The organism is Streptomyces sp. NPDC037301, from assembly GCF_055602785.1.
In genome coordinates this window covers 1-25,434 of the sequence record NZ_JBVJWD010000037.1, presented here as the reverse complement: position 1 = coordinate 25,434, position 25,434 = coordinate 1, and the positions used below count along the sequence as shown (strand labels likewise).

General features: G+C 66.5%; 1 protein-coding gene. It reads right to left on the bottom strand.

All coding sequences use genetic code 11. The features are described from left to right. Nucleotides 1-117: 117 nt before the first annotated feature. Nucleotides 118-24,672, bottom strand: coding sequence for a UvrD-helicase domain-containing protein (locus tag ACZ7IB_RS36585; protein ID WP_470918647.1), 24,555 nt, complete (start codon nt 24,670-24,672; stop codon nt 118-120). Nucleotides 24,673-25,434: the final 762 nt, after the last annotated feature.

Sequence of the window (25,434 nt, the reverse complement as noted above, 5' to 3'; positions counted from 1 at the left end):
GTAGGGATCGCCGGAACGGTGTCGCAGCAGCAGTCGTGTGTGCTTCCCGCCCTGCTGGAAGTCGGCCCCCGCGCGTCCTTGTTTTCCCGGAGCGCGGGAATACCCAGGTGCAGGCGGTCAGGTCACGGTTACACCTGCGGTCGCATGGGGGGCGTGCGGAATTGTCTGAACGGCAGCCTGTGCCCTATTGCGGGTAGCGCCCACGGACTCCGGGGGTCGCGCTCCGGGTGGCGCTGAGAGGCGGCGCTGCTGCGCGGAGAGGACTCCCTCGGCCGCTTGCCGGACCGCCGCTTCGTCGACGCCTTGTGGGCCGTTGGGTCGGCTCGCTGGCGCGGACTTCACGAGCCCTGACAGGAGCTCCGCTGCTGAGTGGGCATCGAGTGCTGCGCGCGTCACACGGGCGATGGGACGCTGCCCGGGGTCAAGGCCCATGTCCACGACGCGTCCCAGGGTGGGGTGGTCGAGGGCGGCGAAGTAGATTGGTCGCTCGCCCAGCTGGCACAGGAGTGTTGGTCCGGGGACAGGATCGGGAGAGTCCAGGAGGCGGCCGAGTTCCTCCTTGAACCGGTCAGCGGCCTCTGCTGCGGAGGAACTCGTGCGGGCATGCAGGGTCAGTGAGCTGAAGCCCGGCCCCAGGATTCTCCGAGCACGTTGATTCCGTTCGGCCAGCCCCGCCGCTGCTTCCCAGGTGGGTCCGGTGTGGGCGGGGGCGGGGGCGCCGGCGGCCGTCCACTGCCCGTCTTGTGCCTGGTCGACCATGCACAGGAAGGAGATGCTGCCGTTCTTGTGCCTCAGGTAGACCTCGAAGGAGTTGCTGTCTGGCATCGGGCTGCGCTGGAAGCGGCCGTCGGCGCTGACAACGGGCTTGGTGTGCAGCGGCTCTTCGTTCGCCGTCGGTCGGTCCGGTCGCGCCTTGTCGTTGCTGTCCGGTGAGGTGTGCACATCGCCCGCAGGGCTTGGTGGCGGCTGAGGAACGGCATCGAGGTCATCGACAGGGAAGAGTGACTCGTCCTGTGCCGGAGCCGTCTGGCGACGTCGTCTTCCGCCGCGGGCCTCAGGCTGGGGCTGGTGGGAGGGCTGCGCTCCGGGCGGGTTTGAGGCGACAGGCTGTTGATTGCTTGCCGCATGCTCATCGCCCGAATCGGACTGAGCGCGGCCTTTCCCCTGTCTGGCTGCAGAACGCTGCCTCTGGTTGGACTCCATGGGCTTGGTCGCGGCCGGTCCAGGTTGGGCAGTGGTCTGTTCCGCCTTGGCGGGCCTTGGGCCGAGGTCGTTGGTTGAAGTGAAGGGAAGGGGTTCTGGGTCGGTGAGGTGCTCCAGTCGTCCGTCCGTGGTCTCGACTTCTCCGCCGCGCAGTCGGGCCAGGATGGTGTCGTAGGGGTGCTCGCCGTCTATGAGATGGCCCGCGAAGTGGCGTTCGCTGCAATTCTCGACTCGGATCCATCGCGCGGGACCGCCGTCAATCATGACGTGGTCGCCCGGTTCGAGGTCGGAGCCAGTCATGGCAGTGCGTCGCGCATTCGCGTTCTGCTCGCGGAGTTGCTGGTAGTGGTCTCGCGGGAGCGGAGGCGGCGCAATCTCGCTCAGCAGGAGTTGCAGCGCCTGATGCAGCGATGCTCCCTCTTCGGTGCGCCAGAAGGGCAGGTGCTGGCCGGCATTGGGTGCATCGAACGGGAAGGGCTCGTTGTCAGCATCGGTGATGCGGGCCTGTATGGTCCTGGCGAGCCATGCTGCATGGGTGGCGTCTGTGGCACGGCCTGGAGGAATCAGGTCAGTTCCCGTGGCGGGCAGCACAATCCGCCACCGGTTCTGAGTGTCCTCGTAGATGGCGAGGCGGTTCACCAGTTCCAGAGTGGTCGCGCTCGCGGCAGCTATTCGGGCGGAAGCGAGGTCTTCCTCTTCCATGCTGGACGGCGTGGTGCGCAGCAGGTCCCGCAGGGCAGGGCTGCTCGTGACGAGTCGGCGGCGCCATGCGGATGGGGCCTGCCCGGATTGCGCGCCGGGCGGTTCAGCGTAGTGGTTGGCCGCTGCCCACCGTTCCTTGGACAGCACTTCTGTGTCGGCCTGCAGGCGGGCGGCCCCGTACTCCTGCGCTGCGACGGCTGCGTCGACGAAGCGGGTGAGTTCGGAATCGTGGTCCGGCAGCTGACGGAGTTGGTCTCGGAAGGCGAGCAGGGCTTGTGGATGCATCCGCCAGTGTTCGTATCGCCGAAGGTCACGGGCGTGAGTGGAGATGACGGTGAGGGTGTGCGGGTCCATGGTGCTGGGATCCGCCCTGTGAAGGGCGCGAACAAGTGCGTCAGCCTGGGTGCTTGCCCAGGCCCACAGACGCAGTTCCTCCTTGGGTCTGTTCTCATCATCGGTGACGGGTGCTCCTGCGGACTGCGAGTCGTTGCCGAGCACGACGGGGTCCTGCAGGGCTCGGTGGGCCGCGGCGGTGGTCTGCTCATTCGCCGGGAGACCAAGAAGAGGTGCCCCGTCAAAGTGGCGGTGGCTGTGGAGGCCGGTTGCCTGGTCGCGCAGATGCACCCAGGTTCCATGCTCGGTGGTGTGGGATTCCAGCACGAGGGCGCCGCAACGTCCCTCTCGCACAAGCACATCACCCACCGCCAACTGGGCTGTCTGTAGGGCCTTCGGGATCAGGTCGTGCCGGGTGAGCTCCGTCCCCTCAGCGGTGCGCTGCAGGTGCACGATCTGTTGGGGCGGGTGTGCGAACGCGACATGTTCGACGTGTTCCACGGCGCCGTTCGGATGCTGGATGAGGACGTCCGTCAGCGGAACGGTCTCGGTGCCGTCATGAGTGGCGGCAACGGTGGCTTCGACCTTCAGCCATGCAGGACGGTCTGCGTCGTCGATGTCCTTGAGGATGGTGCCGTTGCCGGCGAGCAGCACGTCTAGAGTGCGCCAGTCGCCGACAAAAGAGATTCGGTCACCGGCCTTCGCGGAGAGAGTCCGAATTCGTGTGCCGACGCGGCTTCCGGACAGGTCGTAGACACCGGTGTCGACGTGCTCGGCTCGGGCTAGTGGGTGGGTGGGATGTACTTGGATGCTTTCGCCGCCGTCATCAGCGCGGATGCGGGTTGAGTGGGGATTCCCCCTCCGTATGTCGGTGATGCGTGCAGGCAGACCGTCCTTCGCCACGATCTGGTCGCCTACTCGTGCGTTCCGTGCTTCTAGCACGTTGCTGGCAGGTGGAAGCTGTACGGGGACGGGCCGTGCGTGTTCGCCGTATCGGGGCTCCTTGCTGGGTACCCCAGTCCGTAGCCCTTGTTGGAACTTGTCTACCCAGGAGGCTAGTTCGTCCAGTTCCGTTCTGATGGGTGCCCAGGTGTGCAGGTCCGTGCGTGCCTCGGCGAGACGGATGATCTGCCGTATCAGATCGGCTATCTCATCGGCGGAATCGTTGAGTCGGGACACACCGGTGGCCAGGGTTTCACTGATGTCTCGGTCACCTGGCTGCTCCCTGAGTCGGTTGAACAGCTGAAGCAATTCGTCCCCCAGGGTGATCGGTGGGGGCAGCAGGTTGTATAGACCTCGTACCGTCCAGCGTGTGGCCTCATAGAGCCATGCGTGGGCAAAGACCAGATTCGGCAGGGTGGTTGGCTTGGCCGGAGGCCACCCATAACGGCTCTGCCTCCAGACGTACTCGACCAATGTCTGACCCGGCGTCTGGTCTCTGCGCTGGTCGACGGCCGCAGCGGAATTATGCGGAGGTGTGAGTTCGGTGCTGGGTTCCTGTTCGCCTTCGGGGGCCGCGGGGACGGCATCGTCTTTGACTGCCGATTCGCCTGTATCCACGCTGTGGGCCGTCTGAGGTGCGTCATGGAGCGATGCCTCGGGGGGCAGTTCATCCTGGCCGTGTACGGGGTCGACCGGGGGGAAGGGAGGCGCGGTCCGGCGTCCTTCAAGACCGTAGACGCGGGGATCCATCTTCACCCAATCGGGCGCCTGCTCGCCACTGCGTAGCGTGGAGCTGTCCTGCCGGTTAGCCTGGACTGTTTCGGAGTCGGGTTCGACCTGCTGCTCGCGCAGTCTGCTTTCTCCGAGCTCGGTGAGGCTTGCCCAGTGACGGTCGTCGGGATCCGGCTCGGTAGCCACTTCGACAAGGCCGAGGCCACTCAGTGTCCACAGTGCGCGTGTCGTGTCGTCGTGGGTCCCGGAGCTACCTCCCCGCCCGTGCGGGTTGACCCGGTACCAGTTGCCCAGGCCTCGGATGATTGTCCCTCGGGCCACTGCGTCGAGGGCCTTCTGCTCGTCCTGGGTCAGTGCGGTGGTTTGTGGGTCGCGTGGGTTGGTTTGCTTGGCTGTGTGCTTGCGGATCACGGGCATGATCTCGCTGATGCTGCTTGCCGTTCCGATCTGCTCGGACTCCCACGGGCGAGTCGGATCGGGCATGAAGCGGACACTGTATCTTTCGCGATCCGCCCCCCCCGGACTCCGATAGCAGTACCGGCCGCCCTTCATAGTGATGTCATAGTCGCCGCCGAAACGCCCGCGGTACCCCTCGTACACCTCGCCCTGAGCCTGGTTCACTCCGAGGGCGTCGACCGCCCACGCGTTCCTTGTCAGTCGTCTTTCTCGCTGACGTGTTGCGGGGTCGGTTGTGGAGTCTTCGTTCTCCTCTGTCTCAGTGTCCCCAGGGTCTGGGGCGGACTGGGGGTCCGGAGGCGCTGTGTCGGCCGATGCGGCATCAGTGTCAGGGGTTTCTTCGATGCCGATGTCAGCGGTGTTCTGGACATTGGTGGGTTGGTGCTGGGGGGCGACCGGCACCGACACCGTCTCGGATATCGGGGCGCTGGCCTCTTCCAATGAGGTCATCCAGTGGTCACTCGCCTCAGCGACCTCGCCGGCACGTTCTGCGATGAGACGCTCGCCAGCGCCGGTTGCTGCCTGTGCCAAGGTGCGGGCTCCGCCCGTCACCGCGGCGAGCCGGAAGAGTAGTTCGTCCACAGAAGCGGGCCGTCGTGCGACTGTTTCGCCGGCTTGAAGCAGTTGCTGATGTGTGTTCCAGATGCTCCGTCCAGGCTCGCTGTGCGGAATCGGGTAGCTGACATCAGTGGTGGTGCCCTGCAGGACAGACCTGATGGCTTCACGCGCCTGCCGGGCAACCATCTGCGCTGCGGGCATCGCGTGGTCACCGACAGCTTCCCGGACCACTCCTGCGCGGGCTTCCGTAGCTGCGATGACTACGGGAGGGACACTCTCCTGCATGGCGTGGACGGCCACCGAGCCGTCGGGATTGCGGGTTACCGTCCGTATGGTGACCGGTGCTCCCCAACGGGCGTGGCTCAGGGGACCCGTGCGTTGATCGGCGGTGGACAGGAGGTGCGGTTCCGGCAGACGGATCTGTTCGCCTTCGGTGATGGTGGACCAAGCTGCTCTGCGCCAGCCCTCGGGCGCGGTCCCTTCTGCGGTATCGGCGTGCCAGTACAGGTACTGGACGGCATCGCGCTGCCGGTCGGCTATCTTGACGAGGTATCCGTCCCGGTCGATGGCGGCGAACTTGCCGCCGACCTTGATGACCGCGCCGAGGAGGGTCTGGGTTTCGTCCTTTACGAGCCGTCCCCCCATGGCTTTGAGAACGGCCCGGTCGTGGAACACTGCCTCTCGCTCTGCGCGGGCCAGCTCGGCTTCCGCGGCGGCGGTGTCCGCAGCCGTTGGCGCTACTCGTGCCGGGGGCAAGACGGGGGTCGTTTCGGCGGTGGGACCGGTGCCGTAGGCAGCGTGATCTGCTGCGCCGCCGGGGCTGTGGTCACTGGAGGGCGCGGGATGTGCGGGTGCGAGCGGCGTCGGATGCTCAGCGCGCACACCGCGGCGTACGCGTGCAAGCGCGCGCTGCTGATTCCAGGTCTCGGCGTCGTGTTCCTTTAGGCGGGTGACGATTCCGGGGGCCGTATAGCGGTCCAGGTGGAATCTGTCGGTGCCCGGTGTGTGCTCCTGCCAGCCGCTGCCGTCTTCGGACCACCCTTTGCGCCAGACACGCACCGCGTCGAGGTGAAGGCCATCGCCTTCGTCATGGGTGCCTGGTGGGCCGTCCGCGGTGTTGACGATGCCGACGACACGCCATGTGCCTTGGCCGTTCCAGTTGCGGATCTCATCTGGCTCGGAATTGGACAGCCCGGTGATCTCCTTCTCGAAGGCTTCGAACTCGACGACGTCGCCTGCCTTGAGTTCTGCTGTGTAAACGCGCGTCGCGACCGTTCCGTCGAAGCCGTTAGTCGCACGGGCAGCGAGGGCATCCTTCTCGAACAGTTGCAGGGTGTCACGCCGTGCGTAGTCATCCACTTCGCCGTCGGAGGTCGTGATCCGCCAGACCTGTCCGGTGTTTTCGACGGAGGTGACTTGGCGAGGGAGCTTTCCGTGAAGGAGGTCACCTGCCTTGACGTCTTTGGCGAACTTCTTGTCTTTGCCGGCGCCATTGTTGGCCGCCGCAGCTACCGCGCGTTGGTACAGGGCCGCCGGGTCGATGCCCTGGGGGATTCCCTTTCCGTCGGCGTAGGTGTCTGCGTAGGCACGCAGGACGGTTACGCCGAGGGGCTCTCCGCGGTCCGAGGTGAAGCCGTTGATCTCGGCGCGGAGATCCTGATTCGCCCAGTTCAGCGCCGTGCCGTCCGACCGCCGGATGGCGGCCAGGTTCACGGCGAAGGTCTCTGCCTTGGTTCGCGAATTGAACTTGAGTCTTTGGCCGCCGCCGCTGAAGGCTATGCCGTCTCCCGCCGGGCGTACCTCCCAGCCGGTTCGGAGGGCGATCAGCGTGAACTGGCCATCGGCGCTGAGGTGCAGTGTCTGGCGCTCCGCATCGGAGGACCAGTACCGCATGAATGAGCCCGTTTTGCCATCGTCTGCGGAGTGTCGTCCGCCCGAGCGCCAGTGGGCCACCATGTCGGCCCGCCGGGCAAACGCGTGGGGAGCCGACCGGGAACCAGCCCGTTTGCGGTCTTCGGCCTCGGCCTGTCGGTCGTTCTCCTGCGCTGTGAGTTGCTCCATCGACGCATTGGCGTCCACGCGCGCGCTTGAGGCCGCGGCGTAGTCAGAGAAGTCGGCCCAGGGGATGGGGGCCCCGTGCAGGGCGGTTGCCGTTGCCAGGATCTTGGCATAGGCCAGGGCGCTTGTCTTACTCGTGTCCCCGTCGAAGCCGCCGACCACTACTGCGGTACGGGCGTGAAGGATGTACCAGCGGCCCTTATGGCGAATCCCCTCACGAGAGGCGGTCGAGGTGGATTTGGCGACGATGAAGTTCCCGTCAGCAGTGAGCTGGCCTTTGTCCAGTTGCAGCGCTGCGAGGACGGCGCGGGCTCGATAGTCGTCGAGGGTGGCCAAGTGCCTGCGCGCGCTGTCGATGTCGGTGAAGGCGCCAGGATGTGTCCGGGACGTCGGAGGCTCGGCCGCTTCAGCGGCTGGCACGCCAGGTTCGGAGACGCCCGAGGGGGCGGGCCCGGTGGGAGCGGTTGGCTCAGCCGCGCTCGGCTCTTCATCTGCCGGTGATGACTCGTGATTGTCCTGGTCGCCCTGGCCGTGGATCCATGCCAGCTCAGCATCGGTCAGCTTGTGAAGCAGGTGATCGGTCGAGCGCCCCGCTGCTCGTAGCCGGTCATGCTCATCGCGGTAGGCCTGGGCGACACTCTCTGCTTCCTGTGAGTCGTTCGCCCGGCCGATGCACCAGCCGTGCTCGTCGACAACCACACCGGCGCTCCCGGCTCGGCGGGCCAGGGGCTCGGGAAGAAGGACACACGCGAACGGCTCTCCGCTGCTGACGCGGAACGCGGTTCGACCGAGTGTGTCGTCTCGCGCGGCTCCTGCCGGGGCAAGCGACACGGAGCTCGTCTCTGCTTGCGAGGGTCGCTGTTCGGTGGCCGGCTCGGGCTGGGAGTGATCTGCTGTTTGTCGTGCTTCGGCGAACTCGCGGTGACGGTGATTGAGGAGGTTCCGGCGTTCGATGTCCGCTGGGGATACGGCGCCGTCGGGGGTGCTGCCTGGGTCGACGCTGTGGTCCATGGCCCAGCGGTAGGCCCTCAGGGCAGCTTCCTCCTCGGACCGTTCCGACTCGGTCATCTCCGATGCGGGCCGGGTGCCGGTGGGCAGGGGATCGCGGCGGCGGCCGGCTTCCGCCGGATCGGCGTCGCTGGCTACGGGTTCTTCCCGGCCTGAAGGCTGTTGCCCGTCATCTGTGGCGTCGGTCTCCCGGGGGAGTCGGGGGGCGGCCGGTTCCGTCAGGAGTTCGGCAGGCGCGTGCTGGAGGGTGGTAGCGAGTGCGGTCGCCGCATCGGCCAGGGCCGTGAGCTCCTCCTGCTGGTCCGATCGGTCGGTGGTGTAGGTCTGGGCGAAAGCGTTCACTGCTTCGACGAGTTGCGGTAGTCGGGCCGAGAGCTCCGTGGGAGTCGCGGGTCGGCGCAGGACGCTGGCTGCGGTGGCCTGTAGGTGTTTCCATGCTTTGGCGCCAGTGATCGGAATGGGTCCGACGCCTGCTAGTGCCCGGCGAATCCGGGTGCGCGCGGCGTGCAGCACTCGGTGCTGGTCGTTGTAGGCGTGCGGCCCCGCTGCGCGGCGGAAGGCTCCGAGGGCCGCCTCGTCCGGTTTGAGCGTGTGGGTGACTGGCTGTCCGTCCCTGAGGCCGGTCACGGTCAGCTCGCCGGTCGGGGTACGGCTGGCCGTGGTGTATTCGAAGGGTTCGCCGGGGGTGGCGCTCTGCACCTTGATGCGCCGGTCTCCCCAGCTGCGGCAGGTGCCGGGAAGCCGGATTGTTTCGCCGGCAGTGAGCGTGGTGAAGGGCGCCGGCCGCCATCCTTCGGGGGCTGCGGCTTCGAGTTGCTCCAGCTCTTTGAAGAGTGCGTCCTGGGCGAGGGCGGGTGTGTCCTCGGGGAAGCCTCGCAGGTAGCCGTCGCGGTTGATGAACTGATGTCGGCGGCCTTCGGAGATGACCGCGCCAAGAAGGACGCCGTCTTCATCGTGAAGGACGAGAGCACCGGCCTTCTCAAGGGCTCCGGGGATCTCCATGCCTGTGGCGAAGAGGGACCGTTGGTCCTCGGCCTGGGTGGCGCGCTCGCTGCGCCGTTCCGCCTCGGCCTTCAGGGAGTTGCGGCGGGCGGTGATAAGAGAGGTATGTTCGGGCCGCGCGGGCGGAAGGGTGAGGTTGTTCAGCTCGGCGTTGATTGCCTCGTCATCGAGGTCGCGCACCCGGGTCGCAAGGGGGCGCGCGTAACTGGTGTCCGGCGGTGTGTCGGCGCGTGTGATCTGACCGTCGCGGCGCTGGGCCAGGACTTCGCGCCAGGAAGCCTTGTCGCCGTCGGAGGTCACCACGCCGCCGGCTTCGACCTCCTTCACACGCCGCCAGTAGGCGAGGGAGCGGACGCGGACTTCGTCTCCTGGATGGAAGTCGGCAGGGGACCAGCGGCCTACTGTCGTGCTCGCGCGGACGTCGGTGACCTGCTTTTGGTCCTGTGCCGTGAGGTGGGCCGGCTCTGGGGCAGCGAGGGCCGCTTTCCGTGCTGCGACGGAGGGGTGGACTTCGACGATGCGTCCGACGTGGGCGAGGGAGCCCACGAGCAGGCTGGTTTTGTGGCTTCGGGTGCCGAAGTGCATCTCCTTGAGGTTTTTGTCCTTGTCGCGGACCCTGCGTAGACCGATGGTGTCGGTCTTGCCGACGCGGCCGAAGTCCGCCAGACGCAAGGCCGCCCATGCCTGTTCGTCGCCCTCGGCGAAGCCGTGAACGATGGTGGTCGTCTCGTTGTGCTCCACCCACATCGGGTCGCGGACAGGCTCTGCGGTCGCGGCGGGGCTGTGAAGCAACTGCCAGTGGCGCACTGCGTGCTGGGCAGTGCCTTCGATCGTGGCGGCGCCGGTCAGGTGGTCGCCGCCGATCTGCAGAGTCCATTTCTTGCCGTCCGCCCGGGGGCTGGTGGCACGGGCGATGGTCGTGGCGGCATGCCCGATCTGCACATAACGGGTGTAGTCGTGATAGTCGGCGTAGGGGTTGAACTCCTGGGCGGGTTCCCACAACAGCCAGAACCCGGGCTTGCCAGGTACGGGGTCGGCATCCGCGGGCCAGTCGCTGGTGTCGACCACCGTGTCCGTGGTGTCCGGGGCCGCTGGGGAGGAACTGCCGACAGGCCCTGTGGCCGGGGTGGGTGCGCCGCCGGGTTCTGCCTGGTCCTTGCGTATGAGGGTGCGGCCGCGTGACGTCATCAGGGCGACGAGTCGCTCGACAGCTTCGGTGCGCTCTTCCCACGACAGCTTGGAGGACATGGCCCAGTACTGGAAGGTCTTGCGGCCCGCTGTGCGCTCGTAGTGGGGTCGGAACGAGCCGGACAGCTGAAGTGCAGCGAAGACTTCGAGGTCCTCTTTCTCTGACCCGTGAATGCGTGTGGCCTGGTCGTGGTGTTCGATCCAGACGTCCTCGGCATGGCCGGTGCGTTCGGGGAGCGGGCTGGTCAGGGCTGCGTGAGCGTCGGCAATCTTGTTCACCGCGTCGCTGGGGCTCCTGCCGTTGAACAGTTGGTCGTCGCCGAGGTGATTGCGGTAGCGGGTCTGGGCTCTTGAGTTGGTAAATGGTTCGCTGCGGCCGATGAACTGCTGGGCGGCGAAGACGGCAATGGTGCCGGTCTCTGGGTCGGTGTGCTGGAAGTACCCAGGACGGTCCGGCAGAGGTTCGGCCTTCACGGGCACGGCAAGCTGCGGGGCACCATCGTCCCAGCGTGGAACGTCCGCAGCCCCTGCGGGGACAGTGGTTTCCACCGGATGGCTGGTCTGGGGCTCCAGCGCGGTGGCCGCCGGTGTGCTGGGTGTCGCGGAGCGGCGGAGGTCTGCCGCACGGACCGCGTCGTAGAGCGCTTCGTCTTCGTCCTCGTACGGATCGGATATTGCGCCGCTGTCGTGGTGGAGGATCCATCCGTGGAGGTCGTCCGCAAGATGATGGCCGGTTGGCTCGCCGTCAACGCGCACGGGCCGTCGGCCGTTCTCGCCGGGCTCCCCGATGGTGACGCGCGCGAGTGCCGCGCTGCGGCGCTGCTCTGTGGTGGGGCGTTCGACCAGCGCCCGTGCGGCGTCGCCGGCCAGAAGCTGTATGAGCGCCTGGTTGTGCGTGGGGGCAGCAAGCAGTGCGGTGTCGGCCGTAGCGTCCCAACGGGCAAGGTAGAGGTCTATGGCCTCAATGAGCGTCGCCGAGGCCCGCGAGGCAGGTGCGAGGTGGTTCCACTCGTCGAGGTTCTCGGCTGCTGCCAAGAAGTCGCGCCAGGGCCCTGCGGTCGGTGATGTGTCCTGAGTTTCTTGGTGCTCGCGGTGCCGGGCAGTCAGGGAGTTCAGTGCGCTGCGGGCCGCGGACCACGCGGTGTGTTCGGCGGTGCTCCAGTCATCGTCGTGGCGCGGCACGTCACTGCCGTAGTTGCCGAGATGGCTCTGGCTCCATTCGACGATGGCGGCCGCCGCCGTGTGCTCGCTCTGGGCGTGCTCCTCAGGGTCCGTGAAGGGCGCGGCGTTCTCGACGGAGCCGGGTGCGTGTTCATCGATGAGGGCGACGGCGTGACCCGCGCGCCTCAGGGTGACGGCGAGGGCGTGGGCGCGGCGGCCGCGCAGCATGTTCGTCCAGTGGTCCGGCAGTGCGTAGGTGCCTGTCGGCTTTGCCGGTGCGGGCTGGAACCCGAGCGATGTTGCCAGGTCCGCGGCTTCGTCCGGCAGGTTTTCGATGGAAGTGCGGGGGATGCCGGTTGGGGTGTGATGCAGTACCAGGGCGGAAGCGACGGATTGTTGTGCGGTGGATGGGGGGGTGGTCTCTGTAGCATCCGTCTCAGCACTCTTTGGCAGGCGAACCAGCAGATCATTGCCGCTGGCTCCCCCACTGGCCGTGGCCAACAGGCGCGTGGTGTAGGTCCAGGCAGCGGCGGTATGCTGCGCGGCCGCATTGTGCAGCGCGGGGTCACGGTCTGCGATCCGGTGGGCCAGGAGGCGTGCCTGGTCTGCGGTGGTCACCTCGTTCCAGGGTGTGCCGTACTCCCTGAGTCGCAGCGTGAGGACGTCCATTTCCAGGAGAAGGAAGTCGTCTGCCGGGACGCGGGCACGCAGGGCAGTACGAAGCCGCTTCCAGGTGTTCAGCACACCGTCGCGGTCGGGAAAGAGTCCCTGTGCCAGGGTCTTGTACGGAGTATGGGGCCCTCCATAGGGCTCGGCCTTTCTCGCGGCGTTCCGCAGGTCATCTGAGAGTTTCGGTTCTTCAAAGTGCTGTTCCCAGCGCTGCACGAGCTGATCGGCCTGGCTGGCGAGCAGGTTGAGGTTGCCAATCAAGTCGGCAGGAGCCTCTGGGTGCTGCTTCTGCACCCACTTGATCAGGGTCTTGGTGTGGCGCGCAGCACGGACCATGGGGCCGCGGTCTCGGTCGTAGTCGGCGCCCTTCCAGGCGTTGGCGAAAGCCTTGAAGGTTCGGTGTTGGGTGGCGACGTGGTTCTCGGCCTTCTCGATCCACTGCGAGGCGCGGTGGGCGAGGAGCGTGGATCCGGCCTTCGCGGTTACGCGGTCCGGGAAGGGGCGCACGGGGGTGGGTTGTGAGGCGAGGGCGATCGCGTTCCGCAGTGCCTCTCGCATGGCTGCGTTTGCAGGCGCATCTGCCGGTGCCTGATCGGCGAACCAGCTATCGAAGGCCTGGATGTAATGGGCGTCGCCTGCAGTGGCGGCTGTACGCAGCGCTCGCTCGGCAGGTTCGTTGCTCTGTAGCGCCCTGTCGTAGAGGGCAATCAAGGTGTGCGCGCGCCGAGCGAGGTCCTCGGTCTCGGCAGCAGCAATCTGGGGGGTTGTGGGTGTTTGCAGTCCTGGTGTGTGGTGAGTGGCCGGACCGTCGCCAGGTACCGGCGGGGCAGGGGTGTTGCTCGGCGGCTGGGCGGTTGCCTGCGCGGGCGGCTGGACCGCCGGGGTCGCAGGGTTGGTGGCCGTGGTCGGTGCGGAGTCGGTGGTACGCAGGTGCGGTGGCAGGTAGTGGCCCTCAGCGAGTGCCTGGTCAAGCTCGGTGTCGGTGGCTACGGGGAGTTGGGGCGGCTGATGGCCGTCACAGAGCAGTACCTGGTCCAGGATGAGGTCTTCAGCCTCGTGGGTATCAGCGTTTCGGACCAGGAGGCCGGTGGGCGGTTCCGTGCGCAGGACGGTTCCACGCCGGGGGCTGCCATCGTCGGCTTCGTAGGCGACCGTGCGGCCAGGGATGAAGTCCTCGGTGGTCCACCTTCTGCGGTAGATGCCGTTGGGCCGCTCTTGTGGGTCCTTGTCGGAGGTCGCTTCCAGGACCCAGCCGAGGGAGCCGGGGTCAAGGTATTCGGTGGCGCGGGTGAACGCGACGTAGGCCAGGCGCAGTGTGGCGTCCTCGGGCATGGTGTCCCACTGGATGTTGCCCGCCTGGTCGAGTTCGGGGCCGACGAAGTCTGAGGCGATCCGTACTCGTGGCCATTCCAGCCCTTTGGACTTGTGGGCTGTGGAGATGGTGATGTCTGGGTTCTGGTGCTCGGTAACGATTCCGCCTTGGCCCGGCTCGGGCTCGGGAGTCTGGGCGGTGATGTGCGCTTCAATGGCGCGACGGGCGTCCGCAAGACTGTCGGCAGGGTTGTTGACCCAGTAGCTGATGGTCTGACCGCCCTTGACGAAGGAGGCCCTGTGACGCCCGGGCTGGTAGTACCAGCGCCGGGAGCTGCCGTCGTAGACCAGTTTGCCGAAGCCGTTGGTCTTCCGGTCCTTGAGCCAGTCGGTGAAGGCCTGGTGTTCGGGGTTTCCGGCCTGGGTGCCCTCAACCCACAGCCGTTGGCCGTCCTCGCTGAGGTGGATATCGGCGAGGCCTTCGGATGTGAGGAGCTGGTCGAGGCGGCCTTCCTTGTCGTCCGCGATCAGGTAGACGATGGTTCGCATGGAGCCGGCCGCTTCGGATTCGTCGTCTACGTAGTCGACGACCTGTTGCCATGAGTGGAACGCGGCTAGGTCCTTGTGGGTGCTCTTTCCCGTCTCCTTCAGTTGTTCAACGGCGGCGATGAAGTCGCGGATCTCTTTGAGTCCGCCTGCCACGGCGACGCGCTTTCCGGCGTCGAGTGCGTCGAGTGCTTCGGTCACCGCGGTGGCGTTGGTGCGGGTCAGCACCGCGTCCACGTCGTCGGGTCCGAGCTCGGCTAGCTCGGCGGGTTTGCTGGACAGGCCTTTGAGCCGCATGCGGGTGCCGATCAGCCGCAGGAAGCGGTTTCCGGCATCGGCGATGGCATCACCGAAGCGGAAGGACTGCGTGAGGGTGAGCTGGACGTCGACGGGGAAGTGGGACAGCGCGTCGGTCGCACCGCGGAAGCCGTAGATGGACTGATTGGCGTCGCCAACGATGACCACCTGGACACCCTGGTTCATCGCAGCGCGCAATGCCCCGTCAAGAACCGGGTTGACGTCCTGCGCCTCGTCCCATGCGACGACGTCGTACTGGATCCGGAAGCCCGACAGAGCCCATTGCTTGACGATGTACTCATGGTCGTAGGTGAGCGTGCCGTACGGGTCGGTGATGTCCGCCCACATGCGGTCGACGATGGGCTTGAGGGCTTCGAAGAGGGCCTGGCGGTTGGCTTCGCCGAGGAACGTGGGTACTTGGGCGTGCTGCGGGCCAGCTTCGGTGTCGGCTGACTGGCACCACCGCTGGAGCATGTTGCGGGCCATCGCTGCCGCCTGGGCGGGATGAAGGCGGCGGGTGCCGACGGATATGTCGTCGTACACTCGCATCAGGTCGGCGATCTGCTGAGCGGTTTGCCGGGATGCACCCCCGTTCTCAGGCAGGCGTTCCTTCAGGCCTCGGCCTGCGTCCACGTAGCGTCGGTTGACCGCGTTGAAGGCAAGTCCGTTCGCGGTCATCGGTTCGATGTTGTCGGAGTACTTGCCGGCCTCTTTCGCGGCCTTGGCTTCCTCGACGACGCTCCGGTTGAAGGCGAGGTAGGCAATCCTCTTGCCGGGCAGCCTGCGGGAGATTTTCTGGACCGTCGCCGACTTTCCTGTGCCCGCGAGGGCCCGTACGGCGACGTTGAGGCCTCGGCGCGCCACTGCCTCGATGACAATCTGCTGTTCTGGGGTGGGCGGGTAGGTCTCCCCCGCACTGGCTTCCGTCTCGATCCGGGCCCACTCCTCGTCGGAAGGGGATCCGGGCTTTGCAGGGGGCAGTTGGTCCCTGGCCTGGTCCATGTCGCCGCCGCTGACCGTCGGGGCGTCGTCGCTCAGTCCGTACCCCAGGAGACGGTCATGGATGATCTGCCCGCGCTCCCGTTCCGCCTCTATGGGTTCCCGGCGCCGTATTTCGTCGGCTACCTCCCAGGCCCGCTGTTCTGCCCGGTGGCGGTAGGCGAGGTCCAGCGGGTCCGTTGCACCGGCGAGCGCCTGCAGGAGGTCGTGCAGGTCACTGCCCTCGGCCTCCAGTGCCTCATTGTCCATCTGGGCGGGGAGCGTGCTGTCCAACAGCGCTGCGTCATGTGCGAGTTCGCTGTCCGGCCCATGGTTCTCGTCGCGTGCGGAGACCCGCCTGGTATCGGCATCCGCGGGGGCGCCGTCCTGTGGTGATGTCCCTTCAGGGTTGGCTTGAAGCCGGGGTGCCTGTGCGGGCTCTTGGTCGGTGTGCGGGTGGCTGGTGTTTCCGGGGGCGATGCTGACACCTTGAAGAGCGGCGTCGTTGTCTGTGGTCGCGTTGCCCGCCCTATCCAATGTCGCCATCTGTGTGGCAGCGTCGGCTCCGGTGGCTGGTGATGCGTCCGGATGCAGTCGGTTTTCGTCGAGCTCCCCGGGGTCTTTGACCACCGCTCCGTTGCGGATGCGTTTAACGATCCGCGCGTATTCGATCTTTGTGGTGGAGCCGGTCTGGGTGATCGTCTGTGGGTTGGGCCGCTTGACGACCCCGCGCAGGAGCGTGCTGTCTCGCCAGGTGTACTCGATGACGTCGTCGGGCTGGAAGTCATCTTGCCGGAATTCGCGGGCCATGTGTGCCCGCCATCCGGCGATCTCCGCTCGGTCGCGGGCTTCGCGGGCACGGGCGTCGCTCTGCTTGGCTTCCTGCTCCAGTTCCAGGGTGCGGCTCATCGCTTTATCACCGCGCTCCTGTGCTCGGCGGGCGGATCCCTCGGAGTGGTGCCCCACCAGGATGGGTTGGCCCCCGGCGAAGCGTCCGAAGGCGTCGTCGGCTCGGCCCCGTGCCGAGTCTGACTGACCTCGCAGCTGCGCTGCCCGTTCTTCGTGGCGTTTGGCCTCGGCTTCTGCCAGGCGGCGGTCTCGGTCGGCCATGGCCCGTCGGCGCTCTTCGGGATCTTCCAGGTCTTCGGGGAGGGGCTTGCCCAGGTAGAGGCGACGCTCGCGCAGCAGCACCTGGACTCGTTCCTCGGCGGATTTGCGCTGTGCTGACGGCAGGTCCCCGTTTTCCAGGTCCGCGTGGAGTTTGTTGATTTCGGCAAGGAGGGCTTCCTGCCCGGAGTCGGTGTCGGGCACAGGGGGTGCTGGTGCTGGTGGCGTGGTGGTGGCCCCCTGCAGGTGGTTTGCCTCGTCCCGGGCGAGCTGGGCAGCCTGCCGGAAGTGGGTGGCGGCCTGCTGCGGCCGGTCCAAGGGAGCGGCGTGATCGGTCACTTCGGCGGCCTCCTCGAGTTGATCGGCCAGGAAGTGAAGGTCGGCGGCGGGGTCTTCGCTGCCTCCGGATTCGATCTGGCCGGACACCTCGTCCCATGCCTGCAGTGTCATTTCCTTGATCTCGCCGCCGACTTCGACGGCCTGCTGGACCAGTGGGGTCAGGGCATCGACGGTGGCGGCAGTTCGGTCGTACTCCTTGAGACGCGTCACATTCTGGTCAAGGGCAGCCTGTCGTCGTGCACGATCTGCTTCGAGGTCTGTACCGGTGCCGTGGGAGGCTGGGGGGAGTTTGTCGAGCTCGGCGTGGGCCGCGACGATGGCTTCGAGGTGGGCCAGCCGCCCCAGTGCACGCTCTATCAGTGCCTCGTAGTCTGTGTCGTTGAAGCGGGCGTTCTCCAAATCGCGAATCTCGTGATCCAGGTCTGGGAGGGCGGCGGTCTCGGCGTCGTGGAGTTGGGGGGCTGCCTCCAGCGCGCTTCGCAGTTGGCCGATGAGGCTGGTGCCGGTGGCGTCGTCCTGCAGGTCCTGGGGCGAGATCTGGATGAGGCTTCCGGGAAGATCTGGGAAGTGAAGGTGTGCGGTGAGTTCGCCTGAGCTTGTGTCGGTCTGGATCGCCAGGTCGAGGCCGCCGAAGTGGCCCGACGTGGCGGGCCCGACGGTCCCGGTAGACGCGTGCGCTGTCAGGGCCTGGACGACCGCGCTGCGCAGGGCGTGGGCTCCGGGGGTGTAGCGGTCGTGGGTTGCGCCGGAGATGGTGAGGGTGAAGTCGTCACCTGTGGTGGGGCGGATGCGTGGCAGGGCTGCGGCTCGGATGGGAAGGGCTGCCCGGATGCGGGCAGCTTCTTGCTGCTTCTCGTTCAGCAGGTTGCGGGTGCTGAGGCGCTGGCCTGCGGTGATGCGTTGGTCTGAGGTGAGTGTGCGCAGCTCCTCGCGAGTGTCGAACATCTGGCGCAGGTACTGGTTGCCCGTAAGTTCTGCCTGCATGGTGCCGAAGTCGGCCTCGACTTCGTCGATCTCCAGGAGCAGGGCCTGGTGGACGTTTCGGCTCATCACGACGCGGGAGCTGGCGACCTTGGAAGTGAGGACGCCGTATCCCCAGCTGTCGAGGCTGTGCCGGGTCCCGACGTGATGGATCCCGACCTCGGCATTCTGGTTGCCTGGCCTGAGCCCCCGCCCGTCGCGCTGGGCGAATTTGTTGGGGGTGAGCGTTGGATCCATGTGGATGACGTCGGTGACACGGTTCTGGGCGTTGATGGACTCGCCCATCTTCTCGGAGGACCCGATGAGGATGTTGATGCGTCCGTCCCATGCTTTGGCGATGAGCTCGTTGAACGCTTCTGGGGCATCTCCGGCGTCGTGGATGTAGGCGATCTTGTCGCGGGGGACTCCGAGGCGGACAAGTTCGGCTTTGATTGCGTCATAGGTGATGAACCCGGTCGATTTGGCGCCCCGCTTGTCGCCTGGGGTGCCCAGGTCGCAGAAGATCATCACGAGTCCACCTGGGCGTGGGTGGGGGCGACGGTCTTTTTTGGAGTAGGTGTATCGGTTGTTCTTGGTTTTCTCGTAGAGCTGCGCGCCGAGTTCGGCGACCACGGTCACCTTGCGGCCTGGTGTGGTGTCTGCGCGCAGGAGTCGCGGGTCCATGGCGATCTTGCGGCCGTCGGAGATGACGGACAGCATGATGTCGGGTTTGGGGGCCGCTTCCTTGCCGCCTGGCCGGCCTGCGTCCTCCCATGCGGCCAGGCTTTCGAGCCATTCGCGCCGGGCGTCGCCGGCATGGATGGCGGCGCCGCGGACGATGAGCTCTTTGGAGAGCTCTTTCTGCTCTGGTGTGTCTTCGGCTAGGACGAGGTTGGGTTTGCCGCCCTTGATGGTGGGGCGCTCGATGCCGGCGTCCTCGGCGAGCATCACGTCGGCGACCGAGAGCCACATGGTCATCAGTGACTGCAGGTCGGTGAAGCGGGAGAAGCGTTCGATGAGCTTGATGCCGGAGCCGTCCGGGGCCTGCTCGATGCGTGTGACCGCTTCTCCGTACGTCATTCCCCAGTCGTCGAAGACGAGCACCGCGAAGGCTTTCAGGACTTCCTGGTCGGCAATACGCAGCAGGTTGTGTATGTCGGCGATCGTGTTGGTGAAGGGTGTCCCGGTGAGGAGAGCGAGGGTCGGCAAGCCGTTGCGGATGCTGTGCAGCCAGGTGGTGAACTGGTGGAGGTGGATGCCGCGCAGGGAGTCTTCGGGAGCGTTGTGAAGTAGCCCCGATTTGATGGCGAGGCCTTTGTAGCGGTGGGCTTCGTCGACGATCGCGTAGTCGAGTCCGAGGTCGTCGAGGTAGATCTCGCCGGGGCGGCGGTCGGGGGCCTTGGCCCGGCGGATCTCCTGTCGGCGGCGCTCAATGCGCTCTTCGAGGGCCTTTTGCCGCAGGTCAATGCCGAGACGGCTCTTCTCGGTGGAGATCTGCTGTGTGAGGAGCCGGATCTCCTCTTCTTCGTACCATTCCTGCCACTCCGGGCTCATGGGAACGGCCTGGAACGCTTCTTCCTGCCAGATCAGCAGGTCGTAGAGGTGTCCGTCGGTGCGCAGGTACTCCAGCAGGGGACGTCGCTTGGGGCCGGTGAGGTCCTGGGAGCGGATGACGAGGATCCGGGCGTTCGGGTACAGGAAACGTGACTCGTCTTCCCATACGCCCAGTGCTTTCTTCGGCGCGACGACGAAGGGCCGCTGCACGCGGCCGGCCTGCTTGAGTGCCATCGCTCCGACGACGGCCGTGGTGGTCTTTCCCAGGCCTACCTCGTGCGCGATGATGACCGATTTGGAGTGCAGCATCCTCGCCGCGGCGGCGTTCTGGTGGTCGGCCAGAGTGCGTTCTTTGGTCAGCCCCTCCGCTGTGGGTTTCATCCCTTCCCACCGGGTCAGGACGTGGCCGTTCATCTGGGTGTTGTAGGCGTCGGTGAGGGTGTGCAGGCGCCGTTCGTCGGCCAGGATCCAGGGCTCGAATCCGGCCCGCATGGCGTCGACCTTCTGCCGGTACTCGCGGGTGGCGTCCTCGTCGACGACGCGGAGGGTGCGGGTACGTCCCCCGGAGAGCTGGAGTACCTCCTCGGTCATCAGCTGGGTCGAGCCGCCGTTGAGAGCACGAGTGGCGACGTCCACGGCCCGTCGGCGGGACGTGCCGTGCAGGACGTTGGCCGCATCCAGGACGGCGTGCGCCTTGATCGTCCATCCGGCGTGGGTGTGGACGACGACGAGGGTCGGGTCTCCGAGGCGGTGACGCAGATAGTCCTGCACCAGCTCCTCGGGGACCCAGGCGGCGCCGAGTTTGGCCTTGAACTCTCCGATCTTTCTCGGCTGTGGCATCGCCCCGGTCAGGGCGGTGACGTTGACCTGGAACGCCGGGTCGCGGCGGGCCGCGTCCTTGGCCGCCTGGAGTTTGGCGCGCACATTTCCGCTCAAGTACAGCCACGACGGGATGAGTTCGCTGGATTCCGGGTCTGGGTCGTCGAAGACGTCGGTGCCGAGCGCGGTGCGGGCCTGAACTATATCGACGTTCAGAAGACGGGCGATCTCGGCCAGGTCGACCCGGCCTGTGCGGCCGTGCACGGCCGCAAGTGCGGTCTTCGGGTCGTCGGTGCGTTCAAGGGTTGCTTGGCGGGCTTCGGCGCGCGCGTCGAGGATGGTCGCGAGGACGGGCGCGTCGGCTTGTTTGTCCCAGCGCTCCAGGCCAAGGACAGAGGCGGACTGCGGGTCCATGAGGAACCAGCCCCACGCCGTGGGCAACGGCCTGGTCACTTCGTCGGATACAGCAGCGGATGAGCTACCTGCTTTGGCCAGGTGCTGGCCCGGGCGGGAGAGCGGGCCCCATCGTTGGGTGTAGTCGCGGTGGGCGGCCTTGAGCTGGACGCGCAGCCGGCCTGCGACATGGCGGTCGGCGTCCGCGGCGGCGTCCAGTGCGCGGAGCTCCAGCGCCAGGTCCCGCATGGCGATCAGGTGCCGCAGTTGTTCTGTTTCGCCGTCGGCGGGGACAGCTTCGATGGGGGCGAGCCCGTTGTTGTGCTGCCAGATGGTGCCGTTGTCGTCGGTGTAGAGGCGGCCGGAGAAGTCAGTGGCGTGCTTGGTCCGTGCCTCTTCGAGCCGTAGGGCAGGGCGCTCGGGACCGTCCGGGTGCGGACGGTAGGCAAGGCCGTCGGCCACTGCCTGGGCTGCGATCGCGCGTAGCTTGGCCTCCAGTTGCGGGGTGACCTGGGCGCGGCCCTTGACGGTGAGTTCTGGGCCGCGCTGGGTGTTTCTCATCGCCAGTGTGCCCAGGATGTGGTCGGGGCGGGTGTGGAAGTACCGGTTGAGGTCCGGGGTGCTGCCGCCGACCTGGTAGGGCTCTGACCTGAGCCATGTCAGGTCTCGTGGCTCCTCCCCCGGCATGCGGCGTCGGAGGACCACGACGTCGACGACGATGTCGGTGCCGGCGGAGCGTGCGAAGGCCCGGGCCGGGAGCCTCAGGGCGCCGACGAGGTCTGCGTGGCGGGCCATCTCCTCCCGGGCCTGGGACTGCCTGGAGTCAAGGGTGCCTGTGGAGGTGATCCAGATGCCGTAGGCGCCAGGCCGCAGGAGTTCCAGCTGCTTGATGAGGAAGTAGTTGTGGATCAGGTGCCCGTTGCGGCTCTTGGCGTGGTCGCTGACGGGGATGTTCGCGAAGGGGGGGTTGCCGATAGCGAAGTCGAACGTGCCGGCCGGGATATCGGTGTCAGCGAACGACTCATTGAGCACGGTCAGGTGCGGGAAGACCATGCGGGAGAGGCCAGCGGTCGTCACCTCGCTCTCCACCAACGTCAGGCGCACATTCTCGGGCGCAGTACCTGGGAAGACACCCATGCCGGACCCGGCGTCCAGGCCCTCGCCTCCGTCGAAGCCGAAAGCCTCCAATCCTGCCCACATGGCTCGGGCGATCTCGGGTGGGGTGTAGTGCGCGGACACGGTGGAGCTCGCGGCGGTGCGCCACTCGGTGGGCGAGAGCAGTTCCCACAGACGGTCACGCACCGGCGCAAACCGCATCCAGTCTTCAAGAGCCGCGTCGAAAGTACCTTCGCGTTCGCCTCCGGGGCCGAAGACGGGGTCGGAGTCCCGGGGGCGGGGCGCGAAGACCAGCGGTACAGAGCCCCATCCGGAGAACTGGGCCAGCGTCCGGCGGTCCGCCTCTGTCAGCGCCCGCCCAGAGGATTCGATCTCTCTTTTCAGGGCGATGGCTTCAAAGTTGGCTTGTGCCTTGGCGACCGGGCTGTCGGGCCCCATGTCGTCCTGGGTGGTGTAGACGAACCGCGGGAGCGCTACTGCGTGGCTATCGGCGGCGGCGCGTACACCAGCTCCTGCAGGACCTGTTCCTCTGCCATGGCCCGTGCCTGGTTGTGCTGGCCGATGCGTTCCTGGTAGTCGTCCGTCGCTGGCATCGATTCCTGGATCGTCTGCATCAGTTCGCCGATCGTTCGCTGCGCCTGCATGCCCAGGTCCGTGAAGTAGACCTGCGGGTTCTTCAGTTTGGCCAGCTCCTGGGGGTACGTGTCTTCCCAGTGTTTCCAGGCCTTCTGCCCGTACTGGTCCACTCTCGTTCCCCTCCCTTCCCGAGGCATTCGCTAGCCCTTCGAGCTGCTGGGCCAGCTCCTCGCGGGAGACGACCTTGCGGTCATCGTCCCATCCCTTGGACCGTACCTGCGCCCGCAATTCTTGAATCTCCAGCAGGACGGGCGCTGTCGCCTTGATCTGCCGGCCAGCCCGGTCCCGGTCGCTCTTGTCCTGGCCACGGTCCAGATTGATGCTCCGCAGGGACTCCACAATCTTGTGGGTCTGGCGTTCCAGCTCTGCCAGCAGCCCGCTGGGCAGCCGCATTCGCTCCGTGCGGTGCTGATTAAGTGACAGGTTCGAGATCAGTTCGGCGAGGTGGTGGTTCTCGGGCGTCGCTTTGGGCCGGTGGTGTCTGTGCACTGCCGCGTGCTCGGCGTAGGCGGTGCTGTAGGCCTTAGGGATCTGGAGGTACTCGTATGGGCCCCACTTTCGAGCGCCTTCCATGTCACGGTCTTTGTCGTAGTGGCCGACCGTGTAGCCGATCACTGCGGCCCGCGAGCGCCCCAAAGTCCGCCGCGCATGCTGGGTAAGTCCCGGGTCGTAGCGTCCGAGCCATGCTTCATCGGTTTCGCTGAAACCGATCTCGCCGTAGCGCTGGCCGTCGATGAGCAGGCTCTTGCCTTCGAAAGTGACCCGGTCAATTGCCGCGCGGTAGGTCGGTTCATCGCGACGTTCCGCCTCGGCCCGCAGATCCTCCAAGCGTTGCCGCCTGGCGGCTAGGTATTCCTCCGACGCGTCTTTGACATCGGCGGCGCGCTCCCGCAGAGTCATTCGTTCACCCTGGAGCGCGAAGTCGTTGAGGTCGGCGGGCTCCTTCTGAGCGTGGAGCCGCTTCATCTCGTGGACTGACCAGGCGGCGCCGAGGGCGTGGATGCGGTCGTCGAGGATCCTTCGGTCCTCGGACCCTGGCTCGTAGTCTGAGCGCAGTTTGACGAGTTGCCGCTGCTCGGTGGTGATCCGGGTCTGCTCAAGCGTCTGGGGATCGGGGCGCGAGGCGATCTCCACCGCCGCGCGGTGCCTGATCTCGCTGTCGACCTCCTTGAGACGGGTCTCGATCGTCTTCCTGGCATCGGTGTTGGCGTAGGTGGTCGTTTGGTTCTGGAGCAGTTTCCGTTCGTCAAGCAGCTCCTGAGTGTCCGGGACTGAGGCGGGGGCCGGGCGCTGGCTCAGGTCTTGGATGAGGCGGTGTGACCGTTCGGCCCGCAGCACGGAGCGCCTCGCCATGGCGGAGGAGATCCGCAGGGGCACATCACCGCCCCGGAAGCGGGTGTTCCAGGAACTGATGGTCCGATCGAGGTCGTTCAGCTCCTGCTGCAGGGCTTCGAGTGTCATTCCGGCCGGTGCTGGTTCCTTCTCCTCCTGTGCCTGCGAGGCCGACCTGACGAGCACGTGGCGGCCTTGGGCGGCGAACTCTGCGAGTGCGGCGGCAAGGTTGCGGTCCCGTGTGGGGGGCGTCCAGTTGGTTCCGCTGCCGTACATGTTGATCGACGGCTTCCAGTAGAAATGTCCTGCGGTCTTGCACGCCTTGAGGTCCTGTGCGTCATCCCTGATGCTGCGGTGGGCAACGGCACTGCCGACCTTGGTGAGTTCGATCCAGACCCGGTCGCGTTGGTCCGCAGGCATGGAAGCGGCCTGGTGCTGGCGGGCGGCAAGGAACGGAAACAGATTGCCGCGCCAGGCGCCCCCGGGGATCCGCACGCCGTCGACCGTCCCGACAACGCCGTCGTAGGTGTCTTGCGCCGTGGCGATCGGGGTCCCGTCGGGCCCGTAGACGGTGAGGGTGCCATCGATTGTGTTTCCAGCGCGGGTGAAGTGGTATCCGGGGGCGCCCTCAACCGGTTTCGCGTCTGCCGGCATGACGGCTGGTCGCGGAGGAGCTGTCTCGGCCTGCTGGTCCTGTGCGGCCTTCTTGGCTTCGTCCTGTGCCGCCTGTTCTGCCTTCTGGCGCTGAACGGCTTCGCTTCTGAGGTTGACGGTTACCACCGTGCGGTGGGCATCCCAGCCGGACAGGCGAGCCAGCCGGGTCAGCATGTCGGCTTCGGAGCCGGTGGCACCCCACGCGGTGCGCAGGGCCATGGCCGCGCGGTGGATCTCCACGTGGCCGGAAACCCGGTTCTTCAGGGACGACTGGCGCGGATCGCCACCACGCTGCTGCCACGCCTCATCGAGAGCACGAGCCAGTTTCGCTGTACTGCGGGCGCTGGTGACCTGGGCTCTCTGCGGCGAGGCGGACCACGCAGCCCACGCCTCCTCGATGTGCTGCAGCGCCATGCGCAGTGCCTCGCGGGCCGCCGACACTCCTCCGTCGGCGGTAACGTCGGCATACGGGCCGGGACTCACATCCTTGCCGAGGCGCTCCGCATCCTTCCACTGCTGCTCAAGGACTAGTTGGCCAGCGGCCCAGCCTGCCTCTTCATGGGTGGCGTATGTTGCGTCCAGGGCGGGATAGCCGTCAGGGAGATTACGTACTTCCACCTTGCGGCTGTGGCGGCTGGGTTTCACCGTGACATGCCGACCACCGGGGGCGAGTCTGGCGAACTGGCCAAAGTCCCGTGGGCTTGCCTTGCGGGCTACGGTCAGTGACTTGAATACGGCGCGCGTGGGGATGCGCGCCGGGTCTGACTGAGCCGAATCAAAGGCTTCGTCCAAACGGGTTTGTCCCGGCTCGTCAGGGCGCGGGGGTGTCTCACTTGGCAGGTGGATGACATCCGGATCGTTGGCGTGGGGCAACCGCGCCTCCTCCCAGCGGAGTTGAGGTGGCGCTTCCCTGCGTGGTTGGGTGTGGCCACCGGTTGATCCTGAGGGGGCGTTCCCCCCTTTCAGAGCTCTTTTGCTGGCAAGGGTGTTGATTTCCCGCGCTGCGGGAGAGCAACTGCCGGATGTCCTGCACGGCGGAAATACCGGGCGGTCAGGGGGCACGGCCTTCCGGGGCAGCGGGAAGACGGCGGTGCCCGATGGTGCCCGAGCGTCAGACCACCGCTCCCGGCTTTGCCACATCGGTGATGCCAGCGTGGGCATCCGTGATGCGTCCTCAAGCCTGGGAGTGGGAAGGTGCCGCCGGTCCGAGAGCCATTACAGGAGGGGAATCTTTGCGCCGTTGGTACATTGCGGCAGGGAAGGACTGTCCCCGGGCAGCACGAGGGGGCAGGGTGATTTCAAAGTCCGGGTGAGCTGGTGAAGGTGCTGGTCACGGCGGTATGACGATGCGTGGTGTGCTCGGTCCGTACACAACGAAGC